Below are 11,662 nucleotides of genomic sequence, written 5' to 3'. Positions count from 1 at the left end.
GACGCCTCACACTCTGGAATGATGGGGGTCAATTTTAGACGCCGATCACCCCGCTAAGGGGGTCAATTTTGCACGCCGCTCCACACTATTACGAACGATATAGGCGGAATTTCGCACTTATATCCTTCAGCCTATGCTGAACTTGGATTTGGTTAACAAACAAGGCTTACGACATATGCGACTCGGGCGAGTCGATCCTGCTCCATTCGTTCAATGGCAGCCGCGACAGGGCTTCCCGACCGCCCCAATCGGATTGGAAGTTGCAAGGAAGGAATGAAAACGGGCGACCGGCTTGTGCAGCCGGCCGCCCGTCCAAAATGCGACCCATAGACTTATCGTGCGGAGCCGTGCGTTCCTTTCCGCGGCTTCGTCCAGTCGGCCTGTGACTGGCGATAAGCTATGGAAAATCAACCCCCCTCCGACAGGAATCAGGAATAGCGGCTATGGCGGTTTTAACAATTAACCCGATGACTTATATCCAAGGATAATTTCTCGAGACACGATGAAGAAAGACAAGGACATCCGTCCTCAAGGACCGGATTCTCTTGTTGCCTCCGACCCCTCGGACGGAGCTTTTTCCACATCATTTTCATGCGTGGCCGCCGGAGACATTGAGGTTACTGGTCCGTCCGTGCCGTTCATCGCACCGTTTGCGACGATCCCGGACGGTTGCGTGGGCGCGGCGGCGGCGATGGGCGGCGCAGGTCTGGGCATGGCGGCCAGTATCTGTTCCATCCGCCGGCTGCGCGCGCTGCCCGATCCAGTCGTCCGCCGAAAGCTCGTCACCGCATAATCGGCCAATGGCTCCGCCGCATCGTAGCGTTTGCGCGCGATGTAGAAATCGACGAGATTTTCCACGGCAAGCTGGGTATTGGGATCGTCCTCTCCCCGCGTTCGCAAATAGCTGTCGAACACGCGCCGGTAGAGGCCTTCCGCCTCGCGATAGCGACCGGTCGACTCCAGTTGCAGCGCGAGATCGTTGGCGGAGATAAGCGTGCGCGGATCGTCCGCGCCGAACAACTCATCGGCGAGCGCCAGCCCCCTGCGCGCGGGATCGACGCCGTCGGCCGGATTGCCGGACGCATAGGCCGCCTGGGATGCGGCCACCAGCTTGCGCCACTCCTTTTCGCGCGCCTCGGTAACATCGGGGACATAGGGGGCCTGCGCATGCAACGGCGGCGCGAGGCAGAGCAGCAAAGCGCCCCGCAATATCCAGCCCCTGCTGCCGCCGGTCATGGCCATCCTCCCCGCGCTAAGCCTTCCCTATATCAGGCTATGCGCGACAGGATTAAGAAAGTGCAAGCGCGACGTGGAGCCCGCTCGTCTGAGGCGCGAGAAGAAATCTACGCCGGAGCAAGTTCGACATGACGGATGAGCACTTACCCCGTCAGCGCCTCGACCAAAGCCTTGACCTTCTTCTGCCGCCATTGCGGCAAGGGCGCGATCAGCCAGTAGGCGAGCGGGGACGGCGCAGCGTCGCCCACCTGCCGGATGCGCCCTGCGTCAATATCCGCCTGCGCCAGCAGGAACGGCACGCAGGCATGGCCGAAGCCATGGGCCGCCGCCTCTATCGCCAGCCCCGCATCGGCCACGCGGATCGTCGCGGGCGCGTCCCCCTTCGGGCAGCCGGGCCATTCGATGCGATGGTCAGGGCCGCCTTCCGTCGCTTCCACTGTGACGAAGGCCGCTTCGCCCAGCTTGATGCCTTCATTCTCGCCCGGCCCTTCGGCCAGTCGCAAGGCGAGGTCGAGATTGGCTTCGGTGAAGTCCAGCGTCTCGTCCGCCGCGACCAATGCGAATTTGAGGTCCGGCTGGCTTGCGGCATAGCCCGCAAGGCGCGGCTGGAGCCATTTGGCGGTGATGTCGCGCGGCGCGGCGATGGTGAGGGAACTGCTGGACTGGCCAGCCTGCATGGCGCGCACCGCTTCTTCGAACTCCAGGAAACCGGCGCGAAGGGCCGCAAGGCCTGCCTCGGTTTCGGGAGTGAGTTCCAGCCCCTTGGGCGTGCGGCGGAACAGGACGACGCCCAGCAGGTCCTCCAGCGCGCGGATCTGTTGGCCCACGGCCGCAGGCGTCACCGCCAGTTCGTCCGCCGCGCGGGTGAAGGACAGATGCCGCGCCGCCGCATCCAGCACGCGCAGGCCGTTGAGCGGCAAATGGGTACGCTTCATTCAGCCACCGCCGGCGCGATCAGCGCGAAATGCGGGATGGCGATGTCGAACGTCTCGCCGCTCGCGCCGATCATATGATAATGCCCCTTCATCGATCCCGTCGGCGTGTTGAGCGGGCAACCCGACACATAGTCGTAGCTCTTGCCCGGCTGCACCACTGGCTGTTCCCCCACGACGCCGTCTCCATCGACCCGATGCTGCGTGCCACGTCCATCGGTTATGATCCAGTGACGGGTCAGCAGTTGCACAGGCTGGTCCCCGTCATTCTCTATGCGGATATGATAGGCCCAGAACCAGCGGCCCCGGTCCGGCTCCGACTGTTCGGGCAGGAAGGTGACGGCGACGTGCACGTTGATGTCGCGCGTCGTCGCATGGAAGGGGAAAAGTGCGTTCACGGCTTAAGAAATGCGCCTTTCACCCCTCTTCCGTCAACGCCCTATCGACTTCAGCGCGCGATCCAGATCCTCGATCACATCGTCCGGGTCTTCCAGGCCGACGTTGAGGCGCAGCATATCCTCGGTAATGCCGACCTCCAGCCGCGCCGCCTCCGCCATGCCATAATGGGTGGTGGAGGCTGGATGCGTCATCAGCGAGCGCGAATCCCCGATATTGTTGCTGATGTCGACCAGTTCCAAGCCATTGAGCAGGCCGTGCGCCTCCGCCCGGCCGCCGCCGACATAGAGCGAGAAGATGGGACCGGCCATCGCCATCTGCTTCATGGCGAGGGCATGCTGCGGATGGCTTTCGAGGCCCGGATAGAGCACCTTCGCCACCCGGCCTTCGAGGAATTCAGCAACCTTCAGCGCATTCTCGCTCTGGCGGCGGATGCGCAGGTCCAGCGTCTCCAGACCCTTCAGCACGACCCATGCGTTGAAGGCTGCCAGCGTCGGACCGGTGTTGCGGTGGAAGGGCAGCAGCGTGTTGAGGATGAAATCCTCCGTGCCGCAGATCGCGCCCGCGAGGACGCGGCCCTGCCCGTCCATCATCTTGGTCGCGCTATAGGCCACCACGTCCGCGCCGAACTCCATCGGCCGCTGGAGCGCGGGCGTGGCGAAGGCATTGTCGACGACGCTGGTGATGCCGTGCGCCTTCGCGATGCCGCAGATCGCGGCAAGGTCCGCCACGTCCATGGTCGGATTGGCCGGCGTCTCGAAGAAGAAGACCTTGGTGTTGGGCCGCACCGCCGCTTCCCACGCCGCATTGTCGGTTGCGTCGACGGTGGTCGTCTCGATTCCGAATTTCGGCAGCAGCGTATCGGTCAGCCAGCGGCAGGAGCCGAACAGCGCCTTGCCCGCGACGACATGGTCGCCCGCCGACAACTGGCACAGCAAGGCCGCCGTCATCGCCGCCATGCCGGTCGCGGTGGCGCGGCAGGCTTCGGCGCCTTCCAGCAGGGCGATGCGCTGTTCCAGCATCTCCACCGTCGGGTTCTGGAGGCGCGAATAGGTCATGCCCTGCTGTTCCCCGGCGAAGCGCGCCGCGGCGTCCTCCGCCCGGTCGTAGCTGTAGCCGCTGGTCAGGAACAGCGCCTCGGACGTCTCGCCATATTCGGTACGGGCGCTGCCGCCACGCACCGCCAGAGTGGCCGGACGCCAGTTCCGGGTGATTTCGGGATTCTGCCCGCTCTTGCGCTTCATTTTCTTACCCTCAGACCAAAGCCGCGAGCACGGCATCGCCCATCTCGACCGTGCTCATCGCGCCGCCCAGATCGAAGCTGCGGGCGCCATCGGCAAGCGCCTTGGCGACAGCGGCCTCGATGCGGTCGGCCTGTTCCGGCAGGTTCAGCGAGTAGCGCAGCATCATGCCCGCCGACAGGACCGTTGCCAGCGGATTGGCCTTGCCCTGCCCGGCGATGTCGGGCGCGGAACCGTGGATCGGCTCGTACAGGCCCTGATTGCTGTCGTTGAGCGTGGCCGACGCCAGCATGCCGATCGAACCCACGCACATGCTCGCCTGATCGGACAGGATATCCCCGAACATGTTGCCGGTGACGATGACGTCGAACTGGCCGGGATTGCGCACCAGCTGCATCGCGGCATTGTCCACATACATGTGGCTGAGCGCCACGTCGGGATAGTCCGCCGACACCTCTATCACCACGTCGCGCCAGAGCTGGCTCGTCTCCAGCACATTGGCCTTGTCCACCGAGCAGAGCTTGCCCCGGCGGGCGCGCGCCGCCTGGAAGCCCTGATGCGCGATCTTGCGCACCTGCTCTTCATTATAGGACATGATGTCATAGCCTTCGCGCAGGCCCTCGGGCGTCTTGCGCATGCCCTTTTCACCGAAATAGACGTCGCCATTGGTCTCGCGCACGATCAGCAGGTCGATGGCGCTCGCCACCTCCTGCTTGAGCGCGGAGGCGTCGGCCAATTCGGGGAAGACCTTGGCCGGGCGCAGGTTGGAGAAGAGGCCCAGTTCCTTGCGCAGGCCGAGGATTGCCTGTTCCGGGCGCAGGTGACGCTCCAGCGAGTCGCAATCGGGATCGCCCACCGCACCGAACAGGATCGCGTCGGCGCGCTTGGCCAGTTCCAGCGTCTCGGGCGGCAGCGGATGGCCCACCACCTTGTAAGCCGCGCCGCCGACCAGCCCTTCCTCATAGGTGATGCCGGGGATCGCCAGCGCGTCCAGCACGCGCTTCGCCTGCGCGACGATCTCGGGACCGATACCGTCTCCGGGGAACAGGGCGATCAACATGGGCAACTCCTTCAAACGCGTGGCTGCCCCTTATGAAGCTGCCGCCGCCAGCGCAAGCATTTAGGCGAGGGGAGAAGGAGGCGCGGCGCAGGAACACCGACCGCCAAAATTCAGGCAACCGCTCTTTTCAGCCTGTCCACCAGGCGCTCCCGCGCCGCGAGGACATCGACGCGCCAGTCGGTAAGGACGGACCGTTCGAGAAAGAAGCCCGTCAGCCGCAGCCCGTCCAATAAGGCGGGCCAGTCCCCTGCCCCGCCCTCCAGCAGGAAAGCGGGCAAGGGCAACAGCCGGTCCTCATAGCCGACGGCCCCCGCCCGGCTGACCGCCGCCGCGCTGCGAGGGCTGACATAGGCCAGATCCTCATTCCCGCCGGTCGCCGCGCAACGGCTAAGGTCCAGCCCAAAGCCCAATTCCGCCAGCAACAGCAATTCATAGCGGATGAGCGCCACCGCCCAGCCCCGCGCAGCCGGCGCCGCCTCCACGGCGCCCAGCACGCCGTCCAGCGCCTGATGGAGCGCGGGATAGGGCGTCCCTTCCGGCAGGGCCACGGCGGTGAGCGCGCAGACCCAATCGATCGCGGCCGCAGGCAACGGCTCCGCCAGAAGGGGAGCGCGGCTGTGCTCCAGTTCGACGGTCAGCCCGGCCAGTTGCTCCTCCGTCCGGGCGCGGAATTCGGCCTTGACGGCATTGCCCGGCAACAGGACGGGACGCAACTGGCGCGAACGTCCCCCCCGCACATAGCCGGCCAGCAGGCCATGGCCGGGCGTCAGAAGACGCGCGATCGCCCCATGTTCGCCATGGGGCCGCAACGCGCAAACCAGGGCCGGGGTGATCAGCGTCGCCATGCCCCCTCCATATCGGCCAACGGTCCGGGGCGCCATCCATGACCTTTCGCAGCCCAACTGTCCCGAAATCGCGCAAAATCGCCGCACAGGGCCCTTCTGCCTTTTGATATATGTTGCTTTTCGATCAGGTCATGCGCACAATTATCGGCGGGGACTTGTCGGGGGACAAATTTCGCCATGTATCATATGCCCTTGGCGTCATCTTCCGTGATGGACCGCCTGGTGCTTTGGCTGGGACGTTCACCGACGCTGGGTTTCGCCATATCCCGCGTCGCCTTTTCCGCTGCGGCGACGTGGCAGATCGAAGCGATGTTCAGCAACGAGCCGGATTTTGCCCGCACGGCATTGCTGTTGAAGGCAGCCGTGTGGACGTGGACGGCGATCAGCATCGCGCAGAATTCGCTCACGCCGCCTTTGGGCCTGCTGCTGCGGCCCATCTTCCTGATATTCGACCTGATCGCCTTCCTGACGGTCATCGTGCTGTGCGAACCCTTGCAGATCGCGGCGCTGGGCTGCCTGTTCTTCGTCGCCTGGTCCGCATCCGACCGGTTCGGACGCGGCGCGGTCCTCATCCTGGGGATTTGCCTGATCTTCGCCTTCATCGCGCGGGGATATTATGAAAGCTGGGCCTCGGCCCGCCATGTGCCGGCGGTGGACCGGGCGATCGACAGCCTGACAATCGTCATCGGCTGCGTCATCGCCGCCTCCATGTTGAGCATGAACATATTGGAGCGGCGGCTGATAAGCTGGTCGGAACGGCTACAGGGCGTCGGTCTTTCCTTCCAGAAGTCGCTGGCGCAATTTCTGGTGGAGCAGGTCTCCCAATTGATGAACTCCCGCTATTGCGCGTTCGTGTGGGAGATGATGGACGATACCGCCGTCCATTGCGAACTGTACGATGCCGACGGCGTGCGCCACCTCGCCCTGCCGCAGAAGCAGATCGACGGCCTGTCCAACGTGACGCCGCGGGAGGCGCCCTTCCTCTATTCCACCCAGTCGCCGCGGATGCTGCTGCGCAGCCGCCTCGGCATATTGCGGAACGAGCGCGCGCCGGACCTGATCGACAGCATATCGGACGTGTTCGGCCCCGGGCAGGGCGCGAGCATCCATATCCAGGCGGGGGAACTGCGCGGCCGGCTGTTCATCGGGACCAGCCATGGCTGGTCGCCCGCCGTTCTGCTGCGCTGCCTGCGCATACAGGAGGGGATAGACCTTTTCCTCGAACGCCATTTCTTCTTCCTCGCCTGGCGCCAGCGCACCTTTGCCGAGGCGCGTCAGGCGCTGAGCCGCGATCTGCACGACAGCGTGCTGCAGACATTGGCGGCGCTGCGCGTCAGACTCGCGACGACGATCCACGGCCTGTCGGATGCCGCCGTTCCGGACCAGTTGGCGGAACTCAGGTCGATGGAGGAACTGGTGACGGCGGAACAGGCGCATCTGCGCCGGCTGCTCAGCCAGCAAAGTCCGGTGTCGGCCGAAACCGATGTGGACCTTGGCCGCGAAGTCGAACGCTGCTGCCGCTTCATCGCCCTGCAATGGGCGATCGATTGCCGCCTGAACCTGGCCGAACGCTCCATGACCGTGTCGGCCGAAACGGCGGCGGAGGTCGAATATCTGATCCGCGAAGCCGCGGCCAATGCGGTCAAGCACGCCCATGCGCGCCACATCACCGTGTCGATCGCGCAGGTCGACGACGAGATATTGATCGCGCTGAAGGACAATCCCGGACCGCAGGCGGTCGCCCGCGAAAACTATACCGGCGACTTCGAACTCCAGTCGCAATCGATCATGAAGCGGCTGGGCAAGATCGGCGGAACGGCATATTTTCATAATCTGAGCATGAATTCACTGATCTCGATCAGATTACCCTCCTCCTTACCAAGGTCTCCGATATGATGACCCAGATTGCGATAGTCGACGATCACCCGATCTTCCTGGACGGCATGGCGCAGTTCCTGAACTCCCACGGCCATGACATATTGTTCTGCGCCCGCTCGGTCGAAGAAGCGCTGGAGCGGATGCAGGCCGGCGAACCGGACCTGCTGATCCTGGATGTCAGCATGAAGAGTGGCGGCGGCCTTGCGATCCTGTCCGCCATCCGCAACAGCGGCAGCACCGTGCCGGTCATCTTCATGACCGTGCATATCCGCCCTGAACAGACGCTGGAAGCGATCAAGCTGGGCGTCGACGGAGTGGTGCTGAAGGACAGCGATCCCAACGACCTGCTAAGCTGCATCCAGCAGGTCATGAGCGGCAACAAGAGCATCGCCCCCTTCGTCATGGAACAGGCGCTGGTGCACAGCATTTCCGCGCCCGCCAGCGAAGCCAATGTGCTTGCGGTGCTGACGGAGCGGGAACTGGAGATCGCCGGCCTGATCCGCGCCGGCCTGCGCAACCGCGAAATAGCGAGCCGGTGCGGCCTCACCGAAGGCACGGTGAAGGTGCACCTGCACAGCATCTTCCAGAAGCTCAACATCAAGTCGCGCTCGGAACTGATCATCATGATGATGTCGATGGACAGTGAAATGCCCGCCGTAGGGATGGAGCATTGAGCGGCTGTTTGGCGGCGAAATAGCGGAAAGCGGATCGTCTGCTTTCCCTTGCGGCGCCCCATGCCTGCATTGGCAGGAACTCAATCCCGCCGCCAGCATGTCATCGCACCGGTTGAACTGAGATTGCACGAGCCACTCGATCAATTCGGGTGCCTGCTCGGGCGCATAATGGCGCCAACCAGCCGAAAGGCGAGCCGGAAACGCCATCATGCCCTGTATCCGGATCACCCGACACCCCTCGGCCTGAGCTAGCCGAATGGCTCAACCTGTACCCGATGCGCGATCCGATTCAACCCACGATGCGCTAACTCAGCCCGTGCACGAAATCCGGCAGACGCGCCACGCCGCTGGGATTGGGTCCGGCCATATACAGCGCCATGATCGTGCCCAGCGCAATCGCCACGCCATAGGGAATCGGCCCTTTCTTGCCGAACAGCGCAACGGACGAACCTTCCCGCACGCTCTGCGGCACCAGCCGCCGGCCGGCCATCAGCACCAGCGCCAGCACACCGCCCCCGACGGTGACATAGACGATCCAGGGAATCACCCCCGCCCAGTCGAACCACAGCGCGCAGGCCGTCATCAGCTTGACGTCCCCACCGCCCATCGCGCGTATGGCGAACAGACCGCATCCCACCGCGAACATGCCCAGGAAAACGGTGCCGTTCCGCCAGATGTCATTTTCCCACCCCGCCACAGCGACCCAGACCGCATAAAGCCCGACAACCAGCAGGGGGAAGATATTGGATATGCGCAGCCGGGCCATATCCTCCACCGCCGCCGCGATGAGGACGAGCGAAACGGCAAGCAGCACCAGATCCTTCATCACTTCTCCGTGGTCTTCAAGGTGTCGAGCGCGGCCGCGGCTTCGGGCACGAAACTGTCGGCTTCGGTCACGGCACGACTGAGATAGGCCTGCGCCTTCGGCAGATCGCCCATCTGCATCGCCACCTGCCCGGCATTATTGAGCCGGCGCGCCCACTCATCGGCGGTGTCGGCAGGCCGGCGGCTGATGTCCTGTCCCGCCATCACATAGGCCGTGTCGCCATTCGCGATCACCCGCGCATCTTCCGGTGCGCTTTCGCGCGCCTTGTCGAATATCACCGCCGCCTTCTCGGCCTTGCCCTGCTTGAGCAGCGACAGTCCGTAATTGTTGAGGACCTGGGAAGGCTTGTCGGTGAGTTGGAACGCCCGCTCATAAGCCGCATTGCTCAGCGCCCAAGACTGCGCCTGGTCATAGGCCACGCCCAGCGCATTCCATGAGCGCCAGCGACCGTCGCAATCGGCCACAGCCCGGCGCAATGGCTCGAGCGCCTCCTGCGACCGGCCGAGGCGCAGCAGGGCGATCCCCCTCCCCTCATCGACGCGGCAGTTGTTGAGGCCACTTCGTTCCAGCGCGGTGAAACGCGCCAGCGCCTCCTCATCCCGCCGCTTTTCGAGCGCCATGCGCGCATCCGCAATCTCTATCGCTTGCAGGTCGCCCGATTGCGCGCCAGCCCGCCATTGGCTCAACATCGCATCCGCCTGGATGATCCGCCCGCCATCTATCGCCTCGTCCACCAGCCGGGCATAGTCCAGCGGCGGCGGTACCGCCCCGGCGGATGGCGCCGCAACCGCCAGCAGCAGCGCCCGGATCATCCCCGAGCGCCTTTCCGGTCGGGCCGCACCATGCTCTTCCACAAGCGCTCGAACAGACCGTCATAAGCGGGCTTTGCTTCTTCGCGCGCAGCCAGATTGGGCAAAGCCGCCGCATCCGGCCTGCCTACGGCGATGATGGGGGCCGTCAGTTCGGGCCGGGCCTGCGTTTCGGCCACGGTGACGATCCGGGTCGTCAGCTGCGGGTTGGTGCGTACCGCCGGTGCGGCTGCCTCCATCGTCCGCAACCGCACCTCGCCCAAGGAAAGGCGTTCCAACTCGACGCCCGCGACGGGCGCCGGGCGCGCGGCCGGCGCAGCCGAAGCCAGTTGAGCCAGCGTCGGACGAGCAACGACGGCCGCACCCGCCTGCGCCGCGCCGGCCTGGGCAAGCAGCGCATCGGCCTCGCCTTTCAGGCCTTGCGCCGACAGGCTCCGCGCGAAGTTGCGCGCGATGCGGGCATCTTCCGGCGCCCGCGACAAGGCCAGTTCGAAAAATTCCCGCGCCAGATCATGCCGCCCCATGGCCGCATAGCTGATCGCCACACCGTTCAGGCCATGCGCATCGGTCGGATCGTTGCGCACTGCACGGCGGAAGGCATCCAGCGCCAGCGCATATTCCCCCCGCGAAAACAGCAGGTCTCCCCGCGCCAGCGCATCCTGCGCCGGTCCGGCAGGCTGCTGATTGACGGGCCTTATCGAAAGGATGCCCTTTTGCGGCCCGCTGCACGCCGTCGTCGCCATGATAAGAGCGACTGCCATTATCCCTTTGTTCATGGTCCCCCCTCCCCCTTATCCTAACGAGTCATGACCGGCAGGATGTCGCGCACCACCCGCACCACCGCCGGCAGCATCAACACGCCGATCATCACCGGCAGCATGCAGGCGACCAGCGGCACCGACAGCAGGACCGGCAGGCGATGCGCCTTCTCCTCGGCGCGCATACGCCGCTTCTCACGCATCTCCGCTGCATAGACGCGCAAGGTCTGCCCCACGCTCGAACCCAGTTGATCGGACTGGATCAGCAGCGTCGCGAAGGAGCGAATTTCGTCCACGTCGACATCGTCCGCCATGCGCCGCAAAGCATCCTGCCGGCTGCGCCCCGCGCGCAGTTCCAGAACCACCTTGCCCAGCGCCGCCGATACCAGCGGATGGGACAGGGCCAGTTCGCGGCCCACCCGATCCATCGCCGCCTCCAGGCCCAGGCCCGCCTCGACGCAGACCAGCATCAGGTCCAGCGCATCGGGAAAGCCGTGGACGATTTCTTCCTGCCTGCGCGCTGCCTTGGCCGAAATATAGAGGTTGGGCATGTAAAGCCCCGAGACCGCCAGCAGCGATGCGATCATATAGAGGGTGAGCGGAGCGGGCGGTTCCGGATTGCCGAGCGATGTGATCACGAATATCGCAGGCAGGGCAAAGGTCAGCACAAGACGAAAAAGGGTGAATAGCTTAGGCGCTTCGGGCGACATGTAACCCGCCGCGATCAGGCGCCGGCGCAGGTTCACATTGTTCGTATCGACCAGCGATATCCCCATCTTCTCGATGCGGTCGACCAGCTTCTTCCACTCGCTGCTGTTGCGTTCACCGCGCAGCGTCTGACTGCCATTCTGGGACGCACCGCCTTCCCCGACCAGGTCGAGCCGGCTGCGCACCCGCGCGTTGCGCATCACGACTTCCGACAGGCCGAAGACCAGCGCAACGATGGCGATGAACAGCAAGCCCAACAGGAAAGGCCGCAACTGGATGAACAGTGCCGAACTCAACAT

12 protein-coding genes are annotated in these 11,662 nt (G+C 64.5%); 2 read left to right on the top strand and 10 right to left on the bottom strand.

Annotated elements, in window-relative coordinates:
* Positions 1–528: 528 nt before the first annotated feature.
* The 6 genes from K7W03_RS09795 to recO form a co-directional block, all read right to left on the bottom strand.
* Entirely contained in the window at positions 529–1,236 is a 708-nt protein-coding gene (locus K7W03_RS09795; protein ID WP_222886187.1) for a tetratricopeptide repeat protein, read from the bottom strand.
* A gap of 143 nt (positions 1,237–1,379) precedes the next feature.
* Positions 1,380–2,171, bottom strand: coding sequence for a LysR family transcriptional regulator (locus tag K7W03_RS09790; protein ID WP_044661964.1), 792 nt, complete (start codon positions 2,169–2,171; stop codon positions 1,380–1,382).
* Entirely contained in the window at positions 2,168–2,566 is a 399-nt protein-coding gene (gene apaG, locus K7W03_RS09785) for a Co2+/Mg2+ efflux protein ApaG (protein WP_025546552.1), read from the bottom strand. Before apaG ends, K7W03_RS09790 begins: the two co-directional genes overlap by 4 nt.
* Before the next feature lie 33 nt (positions 2,567–2,599).
* Positions 2,600–3,808: an O-succinylhomoserine sulfhydrylase gene (gene metZ, locus K7W03_RS09780; protein ID WP_222886186.1), complete on the bottom strand. Its 1,209-nt coding sequence runs from the start codon at positions 3,806–3,808 to the stop codon at positions 2,600–2,602.
* 10 nt (positions 3,809–3,818) lie between these two features.
* On the bottom strand, positions 3,819–4,865 hold the full coding sequence (gene leuB / locus K7W03_RS09775) for a 3-isopropylmalate dehydrogenase (RefSeq protein WP_222886185.1): 1,047 nt from the start codon (positions 4,863–4,865) through the stop codon (positions 3,819–3,821).
* 110 nt (positions 4,866–4,975) lie between these two features.
* Positions 4,976–5,710, bottom strand: a complete 735-nt coding sequence (gene recO / locus K7W03_RS09770) for a DNA repair protein RecO (RefSeq protein ID WP_025546548.1) — start codon at positions 5,708–5,710, stop codon at positions 4,976–4,978.
* 210 nt (positions 5,711–5,920) lie between these two features.
* Here recO and K7W03_RS09765 point away from each other — a divergent pair, with 210 nt between their 5' ends.
* A complete protein-coding gene (locus tag K7W03_RS09765; RefSeq protein ID WP_226870019.1) occupies positions 5,921–7,606 on the top strand; it encodes a sensor histidine kinase in 1,686 nt (561 codons plus the stop codon).
* Positions 7,603–8,262 (top strand): response regulator, encoded by a 660-nt coding sequence (locus K7W03_RS09760; protein ID WP_044661959.1) that lies wholly within the window; start codon positions 7,603–7,605, stop codon positions 8,260–8,262. The genes K7W03_RS09765 and K7W03_RS09760 overlap by 4 nt, the downstream gene beginning before the upstream one ends.
* Positions 8,263–8,566: 304 nt before the next feature.
* Here K7W03_RS09760 and K7W03_RS09755 read toward each other — a convergent pair whose 3' ends face one another.
* From K7W03_RS09755 to K7W03_RS09740, 4 genes are read right to left on the bottom strand one after another with little or no spacing between them, the layout of a single operon-like run.
* Complete coding sequence (locus K7W03_RS09755; RefSeq protein ID WP_226870014.1) at positions 8,567–9,088, bottom strand: prepilin peptidase; 522 nt, start codon at positions 9,086–9,088, stop codon at positions 8,567–8,569.
* A complete protein-coding gene (locus K7W03_RS09750; RefSeq protein ID WP_222886184.1) occupies positions 9,088–9,900 on the bottom strand; it encodes a tetratricopeptide repeat protein in 813 nt (270 codons plus the stop codon). Before K7W03_RS09750 ends, K7W03_RS09755 begins: the two co-directional genes overlap by 1 nt.
* Positions 9,897–10,658 (bottom strand): tetratricopeptide repeat protein, encoded by a 762-nt coding sequence (locus K7W03_RS09745; RefSeq protein ID WP_226870011.1) that lies wholly within the window; start codon positions 10,656–10,658, stop codon positions 9,897–9,899. Before K7W03_RS09745 ends, K7W03_RS09750 begins: the two co-directional genes overlap by 4 nt.
* Before the next feature lie 35 nt (positions 10,659–10,693).
* On the bottom strand, positions 10,694–11,662 hold the full coding sequence (locus K7W03_RS09740) for a type II secretion system F family protein (RefSeq protein WP_025546536.1): 969 nt from the start codon (positions 11,660–11,662) through the stop codon (positions 10,694–10,696).

The sequence above is a fragment of the Sphingobium sp. PNB genome (assembly GCF_019873065.1).
In the GTDB taxonomy this organism is placed as follows: Bacteria; Pseudomonadota; Alphaproteobacteria; order Sphingomonadales; family Sphingomonadaceae; genus Sphingobium; species Sphingobium fuliginis.
This window is presented reverse-complemented; position numbering and strand designations above follow the sequence as displayed.

Bases quoted from the DNA above. Each gene is read 5' to 3' on its own strand.
- K7W03_RS09795 (WP_222886187.1), bottom strand. From the start codon at position 1,236: ATGACCGGCGGCAGCAGGGGCTGGATATTGCGGGGCGCTTTGCTGCTC.
- K7W03_RS09760 (WP_044661959.1), top strand. From the start codon at position 7,603: ATGATGACCCAGATTGCGATAGTCGACGATCACCCGATCTTCCTGGAC.
- leuB (WP_222886185.1), bottom strand. From the start codon at position 4,865: ATGTTGATCGCCCTGTTCCCCGGAGACGGTATCGGTCCCGAGATCGTC.
- K7W03_RS09745 (WP_226870011.1), bottom strand. From the start codon at position 10,658: ATGGCAGTCGCTCTTATCATGGCGACGACGGCGTGCAGCGGGCCGCAA.
- recO (WP_025546548.1), bottom strand. From the start codon at position 5,710: ATGGCGACGCTGATCACCCCGGCCCTGGTTTGCGCGTTGCGGCCCCAT.
- K7W03_RS09755 (WP_226870014.1), bottom strand. From the start codon at position 9,088: ATGAAGGATCTGGTGCTGCTTGCCGTTTCGCTCGTCCTCATCGCGGCG.
- metZ (WP_222886186.1), bottom strand. From the start codon at position 3,808: ATGAAGCGCAAGAGCGGGCAGAATCCCGAAATCACCCGGAACTGGCGT.
- K7W03_RS09790 (WP_044661964.1), bottom strand. From the start codon at position 2,171: ATGAAGCGTACCCATTTGCCGCTCAACGGCCTGCGCGTGCTGGATGCG.
- K7W03_RS09750 (WP_222886184.1), bottom strand. From the start codon at position 9,900: ATGATCCGGGCGCTGCTGCTGGCGGTTGCGGCGCCATCCGCCGGGGCG.
- K7W03_RS09740 (WP_025546536.1), bottom strand. From the start codon at position 11,662: ATGTTGAGTTCGGCACTGTTCATCCAGTTGCGGCCTTTCCTGTTGGGC.
- K7W03_RS09765 (WP_226870019.1), top strand. From the start codon at position 5,921: ATGGACCGCCTGGTGCTTTGGCTGGGACGTTCACCGACGCTGGGTTTC.